General features: G+C 71.4%; 11 protein-coding genes. 7 read left to right on the forward strand and 4 right to left on the reverse strand.

Going from position 1 to position 21,537, the window contains the following annotated elements:
• Window positions 1–122: 122 nt before the first annotated feature.
• From ABZ833_RS42735 to rfbB, 3 genes are read left to right on the forward strand one after another with little or no spacing between them, the layout of a single operon-like run.
• Window positions 123–1,343: a cytochrome P450 gene (locus ABZ833_RS42735; RefSeq protein ID WP_361058818.1), complete on the forward strand. Its 1,221-nt coding sequence runs from the start codon at window positions 123–125 to the stop codon at window positions 1,341–1,343.
• Window positions 1,340–2,125 (forward strand): alpha/beta fold hydrolase, encoded by a 786-nt coding sequence (locus ABZ833_RS42740; protein WP_361058820.1) that lies wholly within the window; start codon window positions 1,340–1,342, stop codon window positions 2,123–2,125. The genes ABZ833_RS42735 and ABZ833_RS42740 overlap by 4 nt, the downstream gene beginning before the upstream one ends.
• Before the next feature lie 14 nt (window positions 2,126–2,139).
• Complete coding sequence (gene rfbB / locus ABZ833_RS42745) at window positions 2,140–3,126, forward strand: dTDP-glucose 4,6-dehydratase (protein WP_361058822.1); 987 nt, start codon at window positions 2,140–2,142, stop codon at window positions 3,124–3,126.
• An 89-nt stretch (window positions 3,127–3,215) separates the two neighbouring features.
• On the opposite strand, the gene ABZ833_RS42750 is transcribed toward rfbB, so the two are convergent.
• From ABZ833_RS42750 to ABZ833_RS42760, 3 genes are all read right to left on the reverse strand, one after another.
• Complete coding sequence (locus tag ABZ833_RS42750) at window positions 3,216–4,850, reverse strand: PQQ-binding-like beta-propeller repeat protein (RefSeq protein ID WP_361058824.1); 1,635 nt, start codon at window positions 4,848–4,850, stop codon at window positions 3,216–3,218.
• A 73-nt stretch (window positions 4,851–4,923) separates the two neighbouring features.
• A complete protein-coding gene (locus ABZ833_RS42755) occupies window positions 4,924–6,546 on the reverse strand; it encodes an HAD-IIIC family phosphatase (protein ID WP_361058826.1) in 1,623 nt (540 codons plus the stop codon).
• Complete coding sequence (locus ABZ833_RS42760; RefSeq protein ID WP_361058828.1) at window positions 6,543–6,773, reverse strand: acyl carrier protein; 231 nt, start codon at window positions 6,771–6,773, stop codon at window positions 6,543–6,545. Before ABZ833_RS42760 ends, ABZ833_RS42755 begins: the two co-directional genes overlap by 4 nt.
• A gap of 289 nt (window positions 6,774–7,062) precedes the next feature.
• On the opposite strand from ABZ833_RS42760, the gene ABZ833_RS42765 reads away from it, so the two are divergent.
• Window positions 7,063–8,331, forward strand: coding sequence for an MFS transporter (locus ABZ833_RS42765; protein WP_361058830.1), 1,269 nt, complete (start codon window positions 7,063–7,065; stop codon window positions 8,329–8,331).
• Window positions 8,332–8,466: 135 nt separating this feature from the next.
• On the opposite strand, the gene ABZ833_RS42770 is transcribed toward ABZ833_RS42765, so the two are convergent.
• Entirely contained in the window at window positions 8,467–9,969 is a 1,503-nt protein-coding gene (locus ABZ833_RS42770; RefSeq protein WP_361058832.1) for an SDR family NAD(P)-dependent oxidoreductase, read from the reverse strand.
• Between the two features lie 239 nt (window positions 9,970–10,208).
• Between ABZ833_RS42770 and ABZ833_RS42775 the strand changes: the two genes are divergently transcribed.
• From ABZ833_RS42775 to ABZ833_RS42785, 3 genes are all read left to right on the forward strand, one after another.
• Entirely contained in the window at window positions 10,209–15,038 is a 4,830-nt protein-coding gene (locus tag ABZ833_RS42775) for a beta-ketoacyl synthase N-terminal-like domain-containing protein (RefSeq protein ID WP_361058834.1), read from the forward strand.
• Complete coding sequence (locus tag ABZ833_RS42780; protein WP_361058836.1) at window positions 15,035–15,865, forward strand: polyketide synthase dehydratase domain-containing protein; 831 nt, start codon at window positions 15,035–15,037, stop codon at window positions 15,863–15,865. The genes ABZ833_RS42775 and ABZ833_RS42780 overlap by 4 nt, the downstream gene beginning before the upstream one ends.
• A gap of 119 nt (window positions 15,866–15,984) precedes the next feature.
• A complete protein-coding gene (locus ABZ833_RS42785; protein ID WP_361058953.1) occupies window positions 15,985–21,537 on the forward strand; it encodes a beta-ketoacyl synthase N-terminal-like domain-containing protein in 5,553 nt (1,850 codons plus the stop codon).

The following is a 21,537-nucleotide window of genomic DNA, read 5'->3' on the forward strand; positions in this document are numbered from 1 at the left end:
CTTCGTCGAGCGCGAGCAGGCATATCTCAAAAGCGGCGGCAAGCTCGTCTTCCCCATGCCGACGCTCACCACCGTGACCGCCTGACCGGGCACCGGACACACCTCCGAGGGAAAGGGCCCCCGTGTCGATCGACACCTCGACCGCCGTCCCCAGTCTGGACAGCGATCTCTTCCACATCGACCAGTACGAGACCTACGCCGCCCTGCGCGAGCAGGGGCCGGTGAGCCGGGTCAGTTTCATCGGCCGGGAAGCGTACCTGATCACCCGTCACGCCGAGGCCAAGGCCGCCCTCGGTGACCTGCGGCTGAGCAACGACCAGAAGAAGCAGCCGCCCGAGGTGGAGCTGCCGACCTACCACGGCATCCCCGAGGACGTCCGGCCCTACTTCGCCAACAACATGGGCAGCAACGACCCCCCGGCCCACACCCGCCTGCGCGGGCTCGTCGCCCGGGAGTTCACCGCGCGCCGCGTGGAGTCGATGCGCCCCCGGATCGAGGAACTCGCCGAGCAGCTCCTCGACGGCCTCACCGGCAGGGACGAGGCCGACCTCGTCGAGTCCTTCGCCTACCCGCTGCCGATCACCGTGATCAGTGAGCTGCTGGGCGTCGAGGAGCGCTACCAGGGCGACTTCGGCCGCTGGAGCAACGAGTTCCTGGTCATCGACGCCGACCGCGTCGAGCAGCGCGAGCAGGCGGCCCGCGCACTGGTCGGCTTCATCCTCGACCTGATCGAGCGCCGGCGTGCCGACCCCGGCCCCGACCTCCTCTCGGCACTGATCAATGTGCACGAGGAGGACCAGGACCGGCTCAGCACCGATGAACTGGCCTCCGTGGTCCTGATCCTGCTCATCGCGGGCTTCGAGACCTCGGTCAGTCTCATCGCCATGGCCACCTACCTGCTGCTCACCCACCCCGGGGAGCTCGCCAAGGTCCGCCGTGACCCGGCGGTCCTGCCGAACGCCGTGGACGAGTCGCTGCGCTTCCTGGGCCCCGCCGAGATCACCACGCGCGGCTCGCTGGAGGACCTGGAGATCGGCGGCGTCCACATCCCGGCGCACAGCACCGTGCTCATCGCGGGCGCCGCGGCCAACCGCGACCCCCGCAAGTTCCCCGACCCGGAGCGGTTCGACGTCTCGCGCGACACCGCCGGGCACCTGTCCTTCGGGCACGGCATCCACTTCTGCGTGGGCGGCCCGCTGGCCCGCCTGGAGGGCGAGATCGCACTGCGCGCCCTGCTGCGCCGCTTCCCCGACCTGTCCCTGGCCATCGAGCCGCAGCAGGTGAGCTGGCGCCGGTCCTTCCTGCGCGGCATCGACAGCCTTCCCGTGAGGCTGGGCGGGTGACCTCCCATGGCCCCCTGGCACAGGCCTGGCTGCGGCGGCTGGGACCGCCGGTCGAGGGGGCGCTGCGGCTCGTCTGCTTCCCGCACGCCGGTGGTGGCGCGAGCAGCTTCCACCCGCTCGCCCGTGCCCTGGGCCCGCAGGTGGAGGTACTGGCGGTGCAGTACCCGGGACGGCAGGACCGGCGGCACGAACCGCCGCTGCCGCGGCTGAGCGAGCTGGCCGAGGGGGCCGCCGACGCGCTGCTCGCCTCACCCGGCGGGACGCCGTACGCCCTGTTCGGCCACAGCCTCGGGGCGCTCGTCGCCTACGAGAGCGCCCGGCGTCTGGACCGGGCCGGCGCCACCGCGCACCGGCTCTTCGTGTCCGCCCGCTGCGCGCCCACGACCGGGCCGGGGCCCACCGACCAACTGGCCGGTGACGCCGCGCTGCTGGCCGAGGTCCGCAGGCTCGGCGGCGGCGACGCGCTCGACGACCCCGAGGTGCAGACCCTGGCGCTGCCCGCGCTGCGCGCCGACTACCAGGCCCTGCGGTCCTACACCTGGCGGGACGGGCCGGGCCTGCGCTGCCCGGTCACGGCGATGACCGGCACCCAGGACCCCCTGTGCGCGCCCGGACAAGTGACCGACTGGCTGCGCCTCTCGGTCGTCCCCGGCCGCTCGCGGGTCTTCCCGGGAGGCCACTTCTATCTGCAGGACCGCGTCAGCGAGGTGGCCCGGGCCGTCCTGACGGACCTGGGACTCAGCACGTCGCACGCCGCCTTGGCCCACGCGACCGCCACCTGAGAAAGGGAAGCCCCGTGCGATTGCTCGTCACCGGCGCCGCCGGATTCATCGGGTCCACCTATGTGCGCCACCTGCTCGCCGGAGCGTACGGCGACCCCGGCGACGTGCGGATCACGGCCCTGGACAAACTCACCTACGCGGGCAACACCGCCAACCTCACCGACGTCGCGGGCCATCCGGGCCTGACCTTCGTCAGGGGCGACATCTGCGACGTGGCACTCCTCGCCGACCTCCTGCCGGGACACGACGCGGTGGTCAACTTCGCCGCGGAGAGCCATGTGGACCGCTCGATCGCCGGCGCGGACGACTTCGTGCGCACCAACGTCCTGGGCACCCAGACCCTGCTGTCGGCGGCGCGAGCGGCCCGGGTGCCCCGGTTCGTCCACATCTCCACCGACGAGGTGTACGGGTCGATCGAGACGGGCTCCTGGACCGAGGACTGCGCCCTGATGGCGAACTCGCCCTACGCCGCCTCGAAGGCCGGCGCCGACATCCTGGCGCGCTCCTACGCCCGTACGTACGGGATGGACGTGAGCGTGACCCGCTGCAGCAACAACTACGGGTCTCACCAGTACCCCGAGAAACTCATCCCGCTCTTCGTGACCAATCTGCTGGAGGGCAGGGACGTCCCGCTGTACGGCGACGGCCTGTGCGTCCGCGACTGGCTGCACGTCGACGACCACTGCCGGGGCGTACAGCTGGTCCTGGAGAAGGGCCGGCCCGGCGAGGCCTACAACATCGGCGGCGGCGAGGAGCTGACCAACGTCGCCCTCACCCATCAGCTGCTGCGGGCCTGCGGGGCGGGGCCCGAACGGATCACCTACGTGCCCGACCGGCCGGGCCACGACCGCCGCTACTCCGTCGACGACCGCAAGATCCGGGAGCTCGGGTACGCCCCGCGCGTCTCCTTCGCGGGCGGCCTGGCCCGGACCGTCGACTGGTACCGCGACAACCCGCAGTGGTGGAAGCCGCTGCGCCAGGAGCTGTCGGCCGCGGCCTGAGCAGCCGCATCGGAAGGCAACGCGAAACGGCCCGGGCAGAATCTGCCCGGGCCGTTTCGCGTGGGTCAACGGTCGCGACGGAGGCTGCGTCAGCGGCCGTCGAGGGTGAAGCGGTAGAGCTTGTTGTTGTGGCCGCTCAGGCCTTCGCCCACATTGGAGATGTAGTAGCCGGAGCCCCAGTAGACGCTGCCGTCGACCACGGCCGCCCCGCCCCAGACGGAACCGCCGCTGGCGAAGTCCCAGAGGATCTTGCCGGTCTTTCCGTCGAGCGCGTACATGTTGGTGCCGCTGGGCGCCGAGGAACCCCCGTACATGACGCCGTTGGCGCTGGTGATGAAGGAGCTGTCAAGCCACTTGCCCTCCTTGCCCTGCGGGTCGGCGGTCTGCCACTCGATCTTGCCGGTGGCGGCGTCGACCGCCGCGAAGAACCCGCTCTCGACCGTGGACTTGGTGCCGTCGGCCGCGGTGATCTTCCAGGGCAGGTGATCACCGTTGCTGATGCCGACGTAGATGCGCTTCCCGTCGGTGGCACTGCCCCACTGGATGCCGCCCAGCGCACCGCCGGGGCCGACCTGCGTCTCCCACACGACCTTGCCGGTGGCCGGTTCGAGGGCGTAGTAGACGCCGCTCTTCTGACCTATGCCGAGCAGGTCCTTCGGCTTGCCGTCGATCTTGGTGGTGTAGAGGTTGGGAGCGGAGCCGAAGTCGAAGTCCGGGGCCTGGTTCTGCATGTACATCATCCAGGTGTCGGCCGTCAGCGTGTGGTGGGCCCACTTGATCTTGCCGGTCTTCAGGTCCATGGCGATGACGCTGTCGAAGTGGTTGTCCTTGGACGGCGGCTCGCAGTCGGTCTGCTTCGGGTTGACGCAGACGCCCTCAGGCGAGGTGTAGTTGTTGCCCGAGCCCACGAACACCAGGCCGGTCTTGTGGTCGACCACGGGCTGGCTGCCCCACACGGCGGCGCCGGTGTAGCCCTTGGGGATGGTGTGGGTCTTCCACAGGATCTTGCCGGTGCGGGCGTCGATCGCCAGGACCGCGCCGCGGAACTTCGGCTTGTCGTGCAGGGTCGACGCCTTGGAGGACGTCCCCACGTAGATGATCCCGTTGTCCACGGTGGGGGAGGAGGTGATGACGGTCGTCGGGTCCTCGTCGACCTTGGTCATCCACTTCTTGTCGCCGGTCTTGGCGTCGACGGAGATGATGTAGGCGCTCTTCAGCGCGGTCGTCGTCAGTGTGCCGGTGCCGATGAAGAGGTCGCCCTTCCAGTACGCCGGGCTGGTGCGGGACATGTGCCCCTCGACGCCGTCGTAACTGGTGATGCTGCGCGACCAGACCTTCTTGCCGCTGTCGGCGTCGACGGCCCACAGCTTGCCGCCCCAGTCCGGCGCGTACACCGTGCCGCCCACGACGGTGGGGGTGGCGGAGACGTCACCGTCGGTGGTGAAGGTCCACTTCGGCGCCAGCTTGCCCACGTTCTTCGTGCCGATGGTGCGCTCGGTGGCGGCATGGCGCGTGTTGTGGTTGTTCTGGCCCGCGCTGACCCACTCGGGCTTCACGGGAACGCTTGGCGCCTTGGCGGACTCGGCGTGGCTCGCCGCCGGGGCGCCGGTCTCGGCGGACGCGACGGTGGCCAGCATGAGGGCGGCGCAGCCGGCGGCAGCGACGGACAGCCGCCCCCACAGCCTTCGGCCGCGCATGGGCCGTCGTCCCGTACTGGGGTTCATGGAGTTTCCCTCGTTCCTGTGTGGGGGCCGGCTGGAACACCGGCCACGTGTGGTGTGGTGCGACCGGGCGTGGTTACGGCGCGGCCACCGCGGGCGCCTCGGTCCAGTCGGCGACCGCCAGGCCGATGACGCCGGGGTCGTCGTCGGCGCCGATGACGCCGCCGGAGATCTCCGCGAGGAACTGGCGCGCGGGCGCGTTGCGCGGGGTGGGCCGGTAGGGCAGCCGCAGGGTGCGGCAGCCGGCCGCCGCGGCCCGGGCGCCGAGCATCCGCAGCATCCGCGTCTCCACCCGGCGGTTGAGGACCCGGCAGCTGAGCAGGAAGACCGGGACGTTCAGTACGTCACCGTCAATCTGGGCGAGGATGAGGCCGACGGTGCCGTAGTCGCCGAAGACGTCGCGGACCCGCACCGTCCAGCCGCGGCCGCCCTCGTCGAGCAGCCGCCGCAGCTGGGGCACCGTGAAGGCGGTGCCCGCCAGGGTGAACTGCGTGGTGCGGGAGGTCAGTTGGGCCGCCCGGTCCAGGGCGGAGTCCGAAAGCTCCTCCATCGAGACGTCGATGGCGCAGCGGGCCAGGAACTCCTCGTAGTCCACGAGGGACTGCTCCAGGGCCCGGCGCTCCGGCTCGGAGCTGTACCAGTCGGCCCGCAGCCGGTCCTCGTCCGTCACCGTGAGCTGGTCGAAGGCGGCCTCGTGGGCCAGCTGCCGCGGCGCCGCGTCCGCGTCCCGGGTCAGTTCCACCACGGCGACCTCGGGCAACGCCGCGCGCACCGAGGCGCATTCCACGGCGTCGTCGTCCACGAAGACGAACGAGTTGAGCGCGAGCCCCAGCTCCCGGGAGAGCTCGGCCAGATACTGGGCCTTGGGCTGCCAGCCGATCCGGTGGGCGGTGACGTCCTGCAGGGTGAGCACCATGGCGGGGTTCTCGGCGAACACGGCCCGCACGTCCGCCTCTTCGTTGCGGCTGCACAGGCACAGCAGCTTTCCCTGCGCCCGCTGGTCGCGCATGAACTCCTGGACCGCGCGCCGCCCCGGGCCGATCTCCACCCCGAGCGGCCCGTCCTCGCCGCACACCCCGGCCCACAGGGTGTTGTCGCAGTCCAGGACCACGACCTTGCGGGGCTTGTGCCACGTCGTGGTGGCCAGGCGCACCAGCCAGTCGGCCAGTGCGTCGAAGTACGCGTCGGTGTAGGGGAGATGAGCGATGCGGTCGGCGTACTCGTCGTGCGTCTCCGCCACCTCGTAGCGGCCGGTGAGGTCGTCCAGCGCCACGAGGTGCATGCCCGGCAGCGGGGCGACGGTCTCTTCGACCCGCCGGGCGGCGGCTTCGACCCACCGTGCGCGGGCGGGGTCGGCGAGGGTCCGCGGCGACGGCGGTGTCAGGGCCACCAGCCAGGTGGCCGCGGAGCGGTTGGGGGCGGCGGACAGCGCCGAGAGCAGCTCGTCGAGGAGCCGGTCACCGGCCGACGGGTCCGCGCCGCCGCGGAACAGGTCCTCGGCCCGCAGCAGCACGACATTCACCCCGGCATGGGTCAGCAGCACGCTGCCGGGGTCCAGCAGCGGCTCCAGCAACTGCCCGTAGGGCGCCGCCGCCAGCTCGCGCCCGGCATCCCGCAGCCGCCGTGCCATGGCGTCCGCGAGCCCGTCCGAGGTGAAGCTCGCGGCGACGGCGATGCCCGGCTCCTTCGCGTCGCTCATGCGGCCCGGCCGTCCAGGTGCGCGCCGATGGCCGCGGCGAGTTCGGCGGCGGTCGTGTCGTTGCCGAGCGCGTGCACGGGCAGCTCCACGTCCAGTTCGCGCCAGAGCCGCGACAGCACGCGCACGGCCCGCATCGAGTCCCCGCCCAGCGCGGCGAAGGGGACGTCCGGGTCGACCGCGTCCAGGCCCAGGATCTCGCGGAACACCTCGAGAACCGTGCTTTCCACGGATATGGCCTTTAGTTCGTTCGCTTCCATCTGGAGAACACCCTCGTTTCGGCCGAGAACGGCCAACGCATATGGCTGAAAAGGTGAACAGGGCCAGGCGGCCTTCACCGTGCGGGGAAAACGATGGATTCGGCAGCGTACCTGTTCAGGTTCTTACCGACAGCGTGCTCCCCGCCGGTCAGGCGGCACTCAAGCCGCACTCAAGTCCAGGTGCTGCAAGGGGAGTTGGTGCGTTACGATACCGCCCGCGGTCGTTGCACCCCCCACCGATCTACCGGGAGAAATACCCATGCGCAAAAGCGGGTTGGCCAGTCTCATCCCTCTTTACTTCATCATCCTGATCGACAACTTGAGCGTCAGCCTTATCATCCCGGTCCTGATTCCCATCTCCTATGACGCCGATATCGGCGTCATGAGCAGCGGCGGAACCAGTACCCGCGACCTGTTCTACGGAGTCGCGATCGGCAGTTATTCGCTGGCGATGTTCCTCGGCGCCCCGCTGCTCGGCGCGCTGTCCGACCACTTCCAGCGCAAGAAGACGCTGACCCTGTGTCTGCTGGGCCTGGCACTCGGCTACGCGCTGACCATCTGGGGGCTGGTGAGCCGGGACGTCGCCCTGTTCGTCGCCGGGCGTGTGGTCGGTGGTCTGTTCTCCGGCAGCCTGCCGGTCGCCCAGGCCGCGATCCTGGACGTCACGCCGAAGGAACGCCGCGTGAACTCCATCGGCGTGATCATGTTCTGTGTCTCGACCGGTTACGTCGTGGGCCCGCTCATCGGCGGCTACCTCAGCGACTCCACCCTGGTCTCCTGGTTCAGCCTGAAGACGCCCTTCATCTTCGTCGCGGGCATCACGCTGCTGAACCTGCTGGTGCTGCTGGTCTCCTTCCGCGAGACCCCGGCTCCCAGGCCCGCGGGGCGCATGGCCTTCCCCAACCCGGTCAAGCACCTCATGGAGTCCTTCACCTTCTCCGGGGTCAGGGTGCTCTCCGCGGCCCTGCTCCTGATGTCCCTGGGCTGGACGGCCTTCTTCCAGTTCATCGGCCTGTATCTGACGGCCAACGAAGGCTTCGACCAGCGCGGGGTCACCAACCTCATCTCCGTGGTCGGTGTGGGCCTCGCGGCGTCCTTCCTCTCCCTGGTGCCGCTCTCGATGAAGTACCTCAAGCCGCAGATCGCGGTGGCCGGCGCGCTGGCGGTGATGACCGTGTGCATCGCAGGCACCGCGCTGACCGGCTCGAGGATCGCGCTGTACGCCCTGTGCCTGGTCGGCGCGGCCACCTACGGCATCTCCTACAGCGGTCTGGTGGGCATGATGTCCGCCGCCGTGGACGACAGCCACCAGGGTTCCGTCATGGGCACGGCCGGTGCCATCGCCGCCATCTCCGCGGGCCTGTCCGGCGTCGTGTTCGGCATCATCGACGGCTCCAGCGCGCTGCCCATCTTCTCCGCGGCGGTCTTCGTCCTCCTCGGATTCCTGGTGTTCGCCGCGGCGCGGCCGGGCGCCGCCACCTCCCATGAGGAGCCGCAGGAGAGCGTGGAGAGGACCTCCGCGGTCTGAAGACGGACCTCAGCGGTCTGAACACAGACCTCAGCGGCCTGCGAGCCGCTCCTGGGCGCAGGCGCCCGACCGCGAGCAATTCCCGGGCCCGGTGACCGACTTCGGCACCGGGCCCTCCTCATGCCGGGCCCTTCTTCACACCCGCCCGGCCGGGGACGCCCCGACGAGCTCCTCCTCGCCGATCAGGTGCGCCACTCCGTCGGCGGGCGCGGGCTCCAGCAACCGGCTCACCAGCCGCGCCGCCACCGGCTCCACCGGCCCGGCCGTCTCCCGCGCGCCGGGCGAGTTCGTCTGCTCGGTCCACAGCATCCCCGGCCGCGCGAGGTGGAACGCCACACCGGGGCGGTGCCGGGCGGCCCAGTGGACCAGGCCCTCCACGGCGGACTTCGCCGCGACGTAGTGCGGCCAGTCGCGCGGCGGTTCGCCCAGGGCGGCCGAGGAGATCACCAGGCACTGGCCCCGCCCCGGCTCCAGGAGCGGGAGCAGCCCGGTCATCGGCGCGCTGACCAGCCGCAGCGAACCGGTGAGGAACGCGTCCATGCGCTCCAGGTCGGTGGCGGCCAGGCCCAGCGTGCGCAGGGGCGGGGCCGCGCTGCACACCAGGAAGCCGAGCCGGCCGTGCTCGCGCTCGACGCGGGCGCTCAGTTCGGCGCTCCAGCGCGGGTCCGCGGCATCGCCGGGCACGGAGTGCAGTCGCCCCGGCAGCCCTTCGGCCTCGGCGCACAGGGCCCTGGGCAGCGTGTCACGGTGCCCGACGAAGACCTCGGCGCCTTGCGACGCCAGGGCCAGCGACAGGGCCGCACCCAGGCCGCGGCTGCCGCCGACGACGACGGCCGATGCGCCCCGCAGCCGGGTGGAGGGACTCAGGTGCTCGCCCAGCGCGGCCGAGGTGGCCGGCGGCGCGGGCGTACGCACCATCGCCTCGATCTCGGCCTCGGCGACGACCTCGCCGTCCGCCGTGATCTGCCCGACGATCGACACCAGTCCAAAACGCCGGTCGGTGTGGACCACGCGGGCGCTGTACGACAGCCGCGCGGGCCCCCGCGCGGCGACCGGCAGGAAGCGCAGGCCCACCCGGCCGAGCAGGCAGTTCTCTCCCGGCAGGCTCATCCCGGCCACATAGCTCGACCACAGCAAGCAGGCCAGCGGCGTGCGCCCGAGCAGCCGGGCGGCGGCCGGGAACCGCCCCCGCAGCGCGTCGATCTCCTCCGGGCCGTACCGTCCGGACACCGCGGTGCCCGGCGGCAGGTCCGCGACCGAGTGCCGGGGCGCCGACCGGGCGGGCGGCACGGGCAGCGGATCCAGGTCCGGCGGGGTGCCGGGGCGCACGCGCAGGGTCAGGCAGGTGCGGTCCCCGTCGAGCAGCCGGTAGCCGATGCCGGTCCGGGTCTCGCCCAGCGCCTCGGAGCGGTAACGCACCCCAGGGAACACCGGGTTGCCGAAGTCGGCCTCGACCGCCGTGGCGCCCGCCCAGTCGTCCGCCGCCTGTTCGTCCAGCGTCGCCAGGGCCGCGAGGACGCCGTGGGCGACGGTCCGGCCGAAGGGGGTGCGGCGGGCATGGTCGGGCGAGCAGTGCAGCGCGTTCCGATCGCCGCTGACCCGCGCGAACAGCGCCACGTCGTCTTCCGAGAGCAGCACGTGTGAACCTCCGATGAGGGCGTCGAGTTGGGAGCGGCGGTGTCCAATTGCGGTTCGGAAGCAGTTGAACACCCGACAGCACAATGAGCCCCGTACACGCTGGTGACAAGAGATTCCCGCACGGGGCCACGGGCGCGCCGGAGCGCTGTCCTGCGGAGTCGACCGCAATTCGAGTGCAGGTGGACCGCAGCGGTGTACCAATTATGACGGTGTCCTGGGCGGTTGAAAGGTCTGTGAGCATGACGGAGCGTCAGGCAAGCGCCTATGAGCGCTTTCAGTGGAATCGGCATCAACAGAATCCCGATGACCCGGGACTTACCGTCGGCTATGTGTACGCGCTGACCGGAGACGTGGACACCGACCGTCTCGACGGCGCACTCCGGGAAGTGGTGTCCACCGTATTCCCGCGGCTTCTCAGCTATTTCACCGAAAGAGGCGCGGACCTGGTGGCGAAAAGCCGCCCCGTGCCCCGGCGGGTGCTGCGGCGCTGCGAGCGGCAGGACGACCTCCTCGACGCCGGCGGCATCGACCCCACCGGCCAGGAACTCTTCCGCTTCCGCTACTGGCGCGCGTCCGGCACGAAGCTGCTGCTGCGCCTGGAATTCAGCCATGTGGTGTTCGACGGCGGCTGCTACGCGCCGTTCCTCGCCGCCCTCGGTGCCTGCTGGCGGGGCGAAACCCCGGTCCTCGAAAGGTCGTTCGCCGCGGCGCCCCGGCCCGACGCCGCTCAGGACTCGGCGGCCTACTGGCGATCGGCGCTCGCGGGCCGCCCACTGCACCAGCCGCTCCCCTTCTCGGCCCCGGCGCCCCACGGGCAGGGCCGCCGGATCGCGGTCAAGGAGACGGTCACCGGCGACCAGGCGAAGGACATCCACCGGTTCCTGCGCCACCACGAGCTGAGCCTGCTCCAGTTCGTGGTGGGCGTCACCGGCGCCCTCGTGCATGCCTGCGGTGACGACGACCGCGACGTCGTGGTCGCGCACACCGTGGACACGCGCACGTACGGAGCTCCGTACGGCTGCCACACCAATCTGCTGCCGCTGTGGCTGGACGTCGCCGCACAGCCGTCCGCGCTGGCGTTGTTCGACCAGGTGCGCACGCAGCGCGAGGCGTTGCGCGACCACCAGGGCTTCCCGGCCCTCGACCTGCTCACCCTGGCCGCGGCCGAGCGGAGTGGCGCCGCGGACCGCGGCGGCAGCGTGCTCAACCTCGTGGTGAACTCCTCCTCCGCGATGCTGCCCACCGCGCTGCCGGACCTCGCGGGGGTGGACGCCTCCTGGATCCGCAAGCCCGACACCGGAAGTTCGAGCGAGCTGAGCGTCAACTTCAGCTCCGACGAGCAGGGCATCCACCTCTCCTTCGACTCCTCCACACACGTGCTGTCCCCCCAGGCCCTGTCGGCACTGGCGACCAACTTCCTGCGCCTGGCCCATTTCGTGACGGCCGAGCCGCACCGCCCGCCCGCGCAGTGCGACCTGTCGCGCCCGCTGGAACCGGTGGCCGAGGGGGCCGCCGGGACCGCCGGGTCCGGCAACGGCCTGGGCGCGGCCCTCGTCGAGGCCGCGGGAGCGGATCCCGGCCGGGTGGCCGTCGTGGACGACCACCGCTCGCTCACCTACGGCGAACTGCTGGGCGCCGCACACCGGCTCGGTCACGCCCTGGCCCCCGACGACACGCGGCCGGTCGGCGTCTTCCTGGAGCGGTCGGCCGCGATCCCCGTCGCGTACCTGACCGCGCTGGCCCTGCGCCGCACGTTCGTGCCGCTGGACCCCCGGCTGCCGGACAGCCGCCTCACGTACATGGCCGAGACCGCCGGCCTGGGCGTCGTCCTGGTGGACGCGGCGACCCGTGACCGGGCGGCCGAGCTGTTCCCCGGCATACCCACGCGGGAGGTGGACGGCGCGCCGCCCGCCTCCCCGCGGCACCAGCACGGCTGGCCTGCGGGCCCGGCCGATGCCGACCGCACCGCGTACGTGCTGTTCACCTCGGGATCGACCGGCACCCCCAAAGGCGTCGCGGTCAGCGAGGGCAACCTCGTCAACTTCCTGCACTCCGTGCGCCAGGACCCCGGGATGGGCCCGGACGACCGCATCGTCGCCCTGACCCCGATCGGCTTCGACATCTCTCTCCTGGAGATCCTGCTGCCGCTGCTGTGCGGTGCGACCGTCCAGGTGCTGTCCGAGGAGGCCAGGGCCAGCGCGACGCTGCTGGCCGAGCGCATCGACGCCGGCGGCGCGACCGTCGTCCAGGCCACGCCGTCCACCTGGCGCATCCTGGAGTCCGCGGGCTGGCGGGCCCGGCGGCCCATGACCCTGCTGTGCGGCGGGGAGGCACTGGACCACGACCTCGCGCGGTACCTGCTGAGCCAGAGCGCCGCCGTCTACAACATGTACGGCCCGACCGAGGCCACCATCTGGGCGAGCTGGCAGCGCGTGACCGACGCCGGGCGCATCCACCTGGGCGAGCCCGCGCTGGGCACCCGGTACTACGTGGTGGACGCCGACGGGCGGTCCGTCGCCCCGGGCATGCGCGGCGAGTTGATGATCGCCGGAGACTGCGTGGCCCAGGGGTACCTGAACGCCCCGGCGACCGTCTTCGGCCGTCTGCCCGACGGCACGCCCTCCTACCGGACCGGCGACCTGGTCCGCTACGACGGGACGCCGCACCTCACCTACGTCTCCCGCAAGGACGGCCAGCGCAAGGTCAACGGCCACCGGATCGAACTCGGCGAGGTGGCCGCCGCGGTGGCCACCCAGGCCCCCTCCGCGACCGTGATCGCCGTCGTGCGGCCGGAGCCCGAGCCGCACCTGCGCTGCTTCGTGCGGCTGGACGCCACCGAGCCCTTCGACGCCGACGCGGTGCGCGAGCGGTGCCGCGACACCCTGCCGTACTACATGGTGCCGCAGGCCGTGCACCGGCTGACCGAGATCCCGCTGACGCCCAACGGCAAGACCGACGTCAAGAAGCTCAGCGAGGCCCCGCTGTCCGCGCTCGACCTGTACCCGCAGGACGAGCCGCCCGCGCCGGCGCCCGACGGGCAGCAGGCAGCGGCGGACAGCGACGAGGGCGGACAGGACCTCATCGCCGAGCTGCGGCAGCTCGTCGCCGGTGAACTGGGCCTGCCCCGGCCGGACATCGACCGGCCCCTGGGCTACCAGGGCGTCACCTCGCTCGGCTACAACATCCTCGCCGCACGCATCAGCGAGCGGTACGGCGTCGTCGTCCACGCGCACGACTTCTACCGCATGAACACCCTGCGCACCGTCGCCGAGACCGTCGCGCGGCTCTCGAACGGCCGCGCCGGCCGCGCTGGCGGGCCCCAGAAGCAGCAGGGCGCCCGGCCGGAGGCCGCGCCGCGCCCCGCCGCGGCGCCGCAACGGCCCGGCAGCGACGGCCGCCTGGCCGTGGTCGGCCTCGCGGCGGTGCTGCCCGGCGGCCCGGATCCCGAGACGTTCTGGCAGACCCTGCTCGACGGCAGGGACTGCGTCGGGCCGGCCGGCAGCGAGCGTGAACTGCCCGGCGAGATGGCCGGATTCCTCCCCGGGATCAAGGGGTTCGACGCCCGGTTCTTCTCCATCTCGCCCCGGGAGGCGAGCTGGATGGACCCGCGCCAGCGGCTGCTGCTGCAATCCGTGTGGCACACGCTTGAGGACGCCGGGTACGCGCCTTCCGAGCTGAGCGGCTCACGCACCGGCTGCTACATGGCGGCCACCGGCAACGACTACGCGCTGCTCCAGGCCAGGGCCGGCGCACGGCAGATCCCGTACTCACTGGTGGGGCACTCCATGAGCCTCATCGCCAACCGCATCTCTTCCTGGTTCGACTGGCAGGGCCCCTCCACGGTCCTCGACACCGCCTGCTCGGGATCCCTGGTGGCGCTGGTCAAGGCGTGCCGCGACCTGCGCGCCGGGGTCTGTGACGCGGCCGTGGTCGGCGGCGTCAACCTCATCCTCGACTCCCAGATCAACGAAGGGCTCCACGCAGCGCGGTTCCTCTCCCCGGACCACCGGTGCGCGGCCTTCGACGCCGCGGCCAACGGCTACGTCCGCGGGGAGGGGTACGGAAGCCTCCTGGTCAAGCGACTGGAGGACGCCCTCGCCGACGGCGACGACATCCGAGCGGTCGTCGAGAGCGTGGCGGAGAACCACGGCGGCCGCGCCAACTCGCTCACCGCCCCGAACCCCAACGCCCAGTACGGCCTCCTCCTGGACGCCTACACGCCCGAACTCGCCGCCCGCACCGGCTACATCGAGACCCACGGGACCGGCACGGTACTGGGCGACGCGATCGAGATCGACGCGCTCAAGCGGGCCTGGGAGCAGCTGGTGCCGGAGCCCGCGGGGCGCCGTGTCCGGCTCGGCGCGGTCAAGTCCCACATCGGGCACCTGGAGCCCGCCGCGGGCATCGCCTCCGTGACCAAGGTGATCAAGGCGTTCGAGCACCGGACCCTGCCGGGCAACCTGCACTTCCAGGAACTCAACCCTGGCATCACCCTGGAGGGCACCCCCTTCGAGGTGGTGCACAAGACACGTCCCTGGGACGACGACGAACTCGTCGCCGGGATCAGCTCCTTCGGCTTCGGCGGCACCAACGCGCACGTCGTGCTCTCCGCGCCGCCGACACCTCCCGTCCGGCGCGCCACCCCCGCCCAGGCCCGCCTCGTACCGCTGTCGGCGCGCACCCCACGCGCGCTGCGCCGCCTGACGGCCGGGCTGCTCGACCACATCGAGCGGCGGGGGCCGCTGTCGGACGAGGACCTGCGCGACCTCTCCTACACCCTGTGCCGACGCGAGCACCTGGCCTACCGGCTCGCGTGGTGCCCGTCCTCCGGCGACGAACTGCTCCAGGCGCTGCGCATGGCGGGCGAACCGGTGCAGACACAGGCGCGGGACCAGGCGGGGGACGAGGGACAGCCGACCCCGGAGTCGGCCCGCGAGGCGTACCTGTCCGGTCGGCCGGTCGACTGGCAGGCCCTGTTCGCGCCGCACAGACCGCACCGGCTGCGGCTGCCCGGCTACCCGTTCGACGAGACGGAACTCTGGTTCACCGATGAGGGGCGTACGGCATGACGACCGAAGCCGACAGGACGGCCGGCCCCGCCGCGGTGGAGCCCATCCGGCTGCTCGCCACCGACGAGCCGGGCACCTTCCGGGCGCGCATCGACCCCGGCCACACCTACCTGAAGGAGCACCTGGTCGGCGGCCGCCGCGTCCTGCCCGGTGTCGCCTGCCTGGAGATGGCACTGCACGGAGCCGCTCGACTCCGCCCCGACGCCACGACGTTCGCCGTCAGGGACGCCGCCTGGCTGCGGCCGATCTCCGGTGAAGAGCCGCTGGACGAACTCGTCGTGGCCCTGCGCCCGGCACCCGGCGCGACGACGGTGGACTACACCGTCAGCAATCGCGGTGCGCTCTGCGGCATGGGCACGCTCCTCTTCGAGAAGCTGGACCGGGCCCCCGCGGTGGGCCTGGAGGTGCGTGACGAGATCTGCGCGAACACCACGTCCCACCTCACCCGACGAGAGCTCTACGAAGAGTTCTCGAACATGGGCATCGACTACGGCCCGTACTTCCGCCGCAATACCTATGTCCAGCGGTACGGACAGCGGTCCTTGGCCTGGCTCTCGCACAACGACGGAACGCGTATGGGGGTGGTGAACCTCCTCGACTGTTCCTTCCAATCAGGCATGGCGATCTCCATCGGAGAACACCGTGACAGCTTGATGCCTTTCTCCATGGGGCATATGATCTTTCACGCTCCGGCGCGATTTCCCGCCGACTCTGCTTTTGTCCTGACGGAGAAATTGTCTCCCTTCAGGACCAACTTCACGGTATTCGACGAGGATTACGGACCGCTTCTCTCGGTCATCGACCTCGGTGTGAAACCCGCTCTTTGAACCCGGCGTCCTAGACATAGGGGATTGTGTTGAGTCGCAACGAATGGCGAAGCGGGAATTCCGCGTCCGGTACAGCGCGCCCTGATGTCTCGCTGGTCCGCCGTGCCGCCGTGGACTCGATGGTGTTCGCACCGCAGTGGACGCACGGCCGACTGGACCCGCCGGGCCGCGCCGACCACGGCCCGCGGACCTTCCTGGTGCCGCCCGGACAGGCCGGCCTGTACCAGGAACTGACGGAGGGGTTTCCCGGCAGCAGGGTGCTGCGCCTGGACGCCGAGGCGGTGACCGCACTCGCGACTGCGCCCGCCGCCGACGAACACCTGGTGTTCGTCAGCCGCACCTCATGGGCCGACGGCATCCGCGACGCGGACCTCACGGCCTTCCTCGACCTCGTCCACGCCCTCGACCGGTGGCCGTCGGTCCGCCTCGACGTCTTCACCGACAAGGCGGTGCACAGCCCGCTGTTCACCGCCGCCACTCACCCCGTGGACGGTGTGTACGTCGGCCTGGCCCAGGCCCTGGCCAAGGAGCGGCCCGACTGGTCGGTGCGCTGCTTCTGCCTCGCCGACCTCACCGCGACGTCGCTGGCCGGCGCCCTGGACCGGACCCTGCCGTCCGTCGCGGGCGCGCCCGTCTGCGTCCGCGGCGACGAGTACGCCGTCGCGTCGATGGAGCCTGCGGCCCTCGCGGCGTGGCCGGACCGCTCGGCGTTCCGGGCCGGAGGCACCTACGTCATCCTCGGCGGCACCGGCGGACTCGGCGGCCTGCTCGCCGAGCACCTGGCCGCCACGTACCGGGCCGAGGTGGTCGTCATCGGCCGCCGTCCACCCGAGGACTTCGCCCAAAGGGCGGACAGCCTGCGGGAGTTGGGGGCCCGCGCGGTCCACTACCACCAGGTCGACCTGGCCGACGGTCCGGCACTGAGGCGCGCGCTCGACGCCCACGACGTCATCAACGGCGTCGTGCACTCGGCGCTCGTGCTCCAGGACGCCACCCTCGCCACCATGAGCGAGCGCGTGCTCGCCGACGTACTGCGACCCAAGCTGCACGGCACCCACCACCTGGTGGACGCGCTGCGCGGCAGGGACCTCGACTTCTGTCTCTTCTTCTCCTCCGTGCAGGCCCATATCGCCAGCGCCGGACAGGGCAACTACGCCGCCGCGTGCGTGGCCAAGGACGCCTACGCGGACCTCCTCCACCAGGCCCTGCTGATCGACGCCAAGGTCGTCAACTGGGGCTACTGGGGCGAGATCGGGGTGGTGGCGAAGCCGGAGTACCGGGAGCGGATGCAAGGGCTGGGGATCGGTTCGATCGAACCGGCCGAAGGGCTGGCGGTCATCGAGCGGTTCCTCGCGGCCGACGACCGACGGATCACATGTGTGAAAGGAACGGAAGAGGCGTTGGAACGCATGGGAATCACGCCGCACAAATCCGCAGCCCCCGCGGCGTCGCCCGCGGGCTCCCCGGGAGTCCTCGACGACGTGGTGCCGGCCTTGCGTGACGACGACGCCGACGTCGCCCGCAACCGGGACCTCTCCGAGCGGCTGGAGGCCTACACCCGGTGGCGGCTGCGCCAGGTGCCGCTGCCGGCGACGGCGATCGACAAGTACGCGCTGCTGACCGACGCCATCGGCGCGATGCCGCCGGCGCAGTCGCAGTCGCGGGCCGAACTCCTGCGGGAATACCCGGAGTTGACCGGCCACATCAGGCTCCTCGACCGGTGCCTGGACCATCTGCCCGACGTCCTGAGCGGCGCCACCGACGCGGTGGAGGTGCTCTTCCCGGACGGCTCCTTCGACCTCGTCGCCCCCGTCTACCAGAGCAATCCCATCGCCGACTACTTCAACCGGATCTGCGCGCAGGTGGTGTCCAACTACCAGCGCCGCACGGCGGGCCGCCCGCTGCGCGTCCTGGAGATCGGGGCCGGGACCGGCAGCACCACCAAGTTCGTGCTGCCGCTGCTCGACCCGAACGACGTGAGCTACCACTTCACCGACCTGTCGTACGCGTTCCTGCACAAGGCCCGTGACGCCTTCGGCGGCGATCACCCGTACGTCTCCTACGAGATCTGCAACATCGAGAACCCGCCGCAGGAGTACACCGGGTCCTTCGACATCGTCGTGGCCACCAACGTCCTGCACGCGACGTCGAACGTTCCCGGCACGCTCCGCAACGTGCGCAAGGTCCTGCGGGAGGGCGGAATCCTCGTCCTCAACGAGATCACCACCCGGCAGGACTACGCCACGCTCACCTTCGGCCTCACCGACGGCTGGTGGCTCAGCAACGACCCGTACCGCATCGAGCACAGCCCTCTGCTCAGCAGTGACCAGTGGCAACGGCTCATGCACGAGGCGGGCTTCGGCGCCGTGCGGACCCACGGCGGCGAGGGCCAGCAGGTCCTGGTCGCGCTGGCGGGATCGGCTGCCGAGACCGCTGACGTTCCTGACGTTCCTGGCGTTCCTGGCGTTCCCGATGTTCGGGGGCAGGTGGAGCTGTTTGTCCGTGAGGTGATTGCGGAGACGATGCGGCTGGATGTGTCGGAGGTCGAGCTGGATCGTCCGTTCAGGGACATGGGGATCGATTCGCTGATTTCCATGGAGTTGTTGCGGCCGTTGCGTGAGCGGGTGGGGTATGTGCCCGCGACGGTGTGGTTCGAGTATCCGACGGTGGCTCGGTTGGTGGAGTTCCTGGTCGTCGAGCACGCCGACACGGTGGCCCAGGCGTTCCCGGCCCCGTCTGCCGCTGCCACTGCTGTCGCCCCGGCCGTCGAGACCGCTGACGTTCCTGACGTTTCTGATGTTCCCGATGTTCGGGGGCAGGTGGAGCTGTTTGTCCGTGAGGTGATTGCGGAGACGATGCGGCTGGATGTGTCGGAGGTCGAGCTGGATCGTCCGTTCAGGGACATGGGGATCGATTCGCTGATTTCCATGGAGTTGTTGCGGCCGTTGCGTGAGCGGGTGGGGTATGTGCCCGCGACGGTGTGGTTCGAGTATCCGACGGTGGCGCGGCTGGTGGAGTTCCTGGTCGTCGAGCACGCCGACACGGTGGCCCAGGCGTTCCCCGCTCCGGCCGCTGTCGCCGCTGCCGCCGCTGTCGCCCCGGCCGCCGAGACCGCTGACGTTCCTGACGTTCCTGACGTTCCTGATGTCCGGGGTCAGACGGACCGCACCGAGCGCACCGAGCAAGTCGCCCCGCACACAGCCGAGTTCGTGCCCCGCCCCGACGACATAGCCGTCGTCGGTGTCTCTGCCCGGCTGCCCCGGGCGTCGAACGCCCAGGAGTTCTGGGACAACCTGTTCGAGGGTCTGGACTGCACGTCCACCGTGCCCCCGGAGCGCTTCAGCACGCGCCTCGCGCAGGGCCCCGAGCCCGTCTCGTACACCGACCGCGGCGCCTTCATCGACGGCATCGACGCGTTCGACCACACCTTCTTCAACATCACGCCCCGCGAAGCGGCGCGCATGGACCCCCAGGAACGCCTCGTCCTTGAGCAGACCTATCTGGCGATCCTGGACGCCGGTCACAGCCGCGCCAAGCTCGCAGGCAGCGACACGGGCGTGTTCGTCGGCGTCATGAACGGCGGATACGCCTGGCACACGACCACCGAACCCGGTGCCGAGCCGCCCACCTCGACGTTCTGGTCGATGGCCAACCGCGCCTCGTACCACTTCGACTGGCACGGCCCGAGCATGGCCGTCGACACCGCCTGCTCGGCGTCCCTGACCGCACTGCACCTCGCCTGCCAGTCCCTGCGCACGGGGGAGTGCGACCGCGCGGTCGTCAACGGCGTCAACCTCATCACGCACCCGCGCCAGTACCAGCTCCTGAGCGGCCTGGAGATGCTGTCGCGCACCGGCGAGTGCCGGCCGTTCGGCGCGGGCGCCGACGGCTTCGTGGACGGCGAGGGCGTCATCAGCCTGGTGCTCAGGCCCGCCGAGGACGCCCTGCGCGACGGCGACCGCGTCTACGCGGTCATCAGCGGCTCCGCGATCAACGCCGGCGGCCGGGCCAACGGCTACACCGCGCCCAACCCCGAGGCCCAGTACAGCCTCGTCACCAAGGCCCTCGCGGCGGCCGGAACCGCCCCCGAGGACGTGGGCTACGTCGAGGCCCACGGCACCGGCACCGCCCTGGGCGACCCCATCGAACTGCGGGCCCTGACCAAGGCGTACGCAGCGGCCGGCACCCAGCGGATCCGGCTCGGCTCGGTGAAGTCCAACATCGGCCACCTCGAGTCCGCGGCCGGCCTGAGCGGCGTGCTCAAGGCGGTGCTCCAGATGCGCCACGGCCACCTGGTGCCCTCGCTGCACGCGGAGCGCACCAACCCGCACCTGGACTTCGAGAACACCCCGTTCAAGCTCAGCACGCGGCGCGAGCGGTGGCCCGCGGGCCTTCCCCTGGTGTCCGCCGTCAGCTCCTTCGGCGCGGGCGGCGCCAACGCCCACGTGGTGCTGCGCGGCGTGCCCGAGCAGACGGCGGCCGCAGGACGCCCGCAGCGCGACACCTACGTCATCCCGCTCTCCCACCACACGGGCGCCGGGCTGCAGCTGGCCATGGACGAGCTGGCGCAGTGGCTGCGCGGGCGCAGGGTGGACATGGACGCGCTGGCCCATACGCTCGCGTGCCGCCGCGACAGCTTCACGCACCGCGTGGCGATCGTCTGCCGCGACCAGGACGAGCTCCTGCGCGGCCTCGAACAGGACCTGGGCCGCCGCCCCGCGCCGCGGGCCACGACGGCGGCCGCGGTGCAGGAACTGACCGCCCGCACCGCCCAGGACATCGCGGCCCTGTACGAGTCCGGGGGCTCCCCGCTCTGGGAGAGCTACTACCCGAGGACCAGCCCCGTCGAGCTGCCCGCCTACCCGTTCCTGCGCCACCGCCACTGGATCGAGTCCGCGGAATCCGGCTTCCACTCCCTGGACTCGCTGGTGTCCGCCCACCGCATCGACGGCGCGACCATGGCCCCTGGGGCCTGGGCGCTCGCGGTCCTCGCCGAGCGGGCAGCAGGCCGCGCCCTGGGCAACGTGCTGTGGCAGAAGCCGATCACCGAGCCCGACGCCGTCGAGGTCCGGGAGTTCGGCGCCGAACTGTCCCTGGTCGACCGCGCCACCGGCGTCGTGCACTGCACGGCAGAGGTGACGGCGCCGGCCGCGGTCGGCAGCCCGCCCGCCCCGCCCGCCGGTGCCCGCAGGCACCACAGGCGGGAGATCTACGACACCTTCCGGCGGCTCGGATACGACTACGGCGAGCCGCTGCGCGGCGTGCGCTGGGCCGAGGTCGGGCCCGACGCGGTACGGGCCTTCCTCCACGTCGACCGCGACTGGGGGTACGGCCTGTCGCCCGCGCTGCTCGACTGCGGGATGCAGCTGTCCATCCTGATGGCGGCCGAAGAAGCGCCGGGCGCACCGGTGTTCGTCCCCTATCACCTGGGACGGCTGACCGTCGTCCGGGCCCCGCGGGACGAGGCGGTGTACTGCCACTGCGTGGCCCGGCCCGGCGGCTCCCGGCGGACCCGTACGTACGACTTCTTCTTCACCGACGAGCGCGGTGAGGTCCTGGTGGCCCTGGAGGAAGTCGTGTCCGTGGCCGTCGACGGCAGCGCACCGGCGGCGCAGGCGGCCCCGGCCCCCGCGCCCGCCGCCGCGCCGTTCACCGTCTTCGAGCTGAACTGA

Source organism: Streptomyces sp. NPDC047525, from assembly GCF_040643025.1.
Taxonomy (GTDB): domain Bacteria; phylum Actinomycetota; class Actinomycetes; order Streptomycetales; family Streptomycetaceae; genus Streptomyces; species Streptomyces durmitorensis.

Excerpts from the sequence above, each read along its gene's own strand:
- ABZ833_RS42750 (WP_361058824.1), bottom strand. The coding sequence starts at position 4,850 with ATGAACCCCAGTACGGGACGACGGCCCATGCGCGGCCGAAGGCTGTGG.
- ABZ833_RS42775 (WP_361058834.1), top strand. The coding sequence starts at position 10,209 with ATGACGGAGCGTCAGGCAAGCGCCTATGAGCGCTTTCAGTGGAATCGG.
- ABZ833_RS42785 (WP_361058953.1), top strand. The coding sequence starts at position 15,985 with ATGGTGTTCGCACCGCAGTGGACGCACGGCCGACTGGACCCGCCGGGC.
- ABZ833_RS42780 (WP_361058836.1), top strand. The coding sequence starts at position 15,035 with ATGACGACCGAAGCCGACAGGACGGCCGGCCCCGCCGCGGTGGAGCCC.
- ABZ833_RS42765 (WP_361058830.1), top strand. The coding sequence starts at position 7,063 with ATGCGCAAAAGCGGGTTGGCCAGTCTCATCCCTCTTTACTTCATCATC.
- ABZ833_RS42755 (WP_361058826.1), bottom strand. The coding sequence starts at position 6,546 with ATGAGCGACGCGAAGGAGCCGGGCATCGCCGTCGCCGCGAGCTTCACC.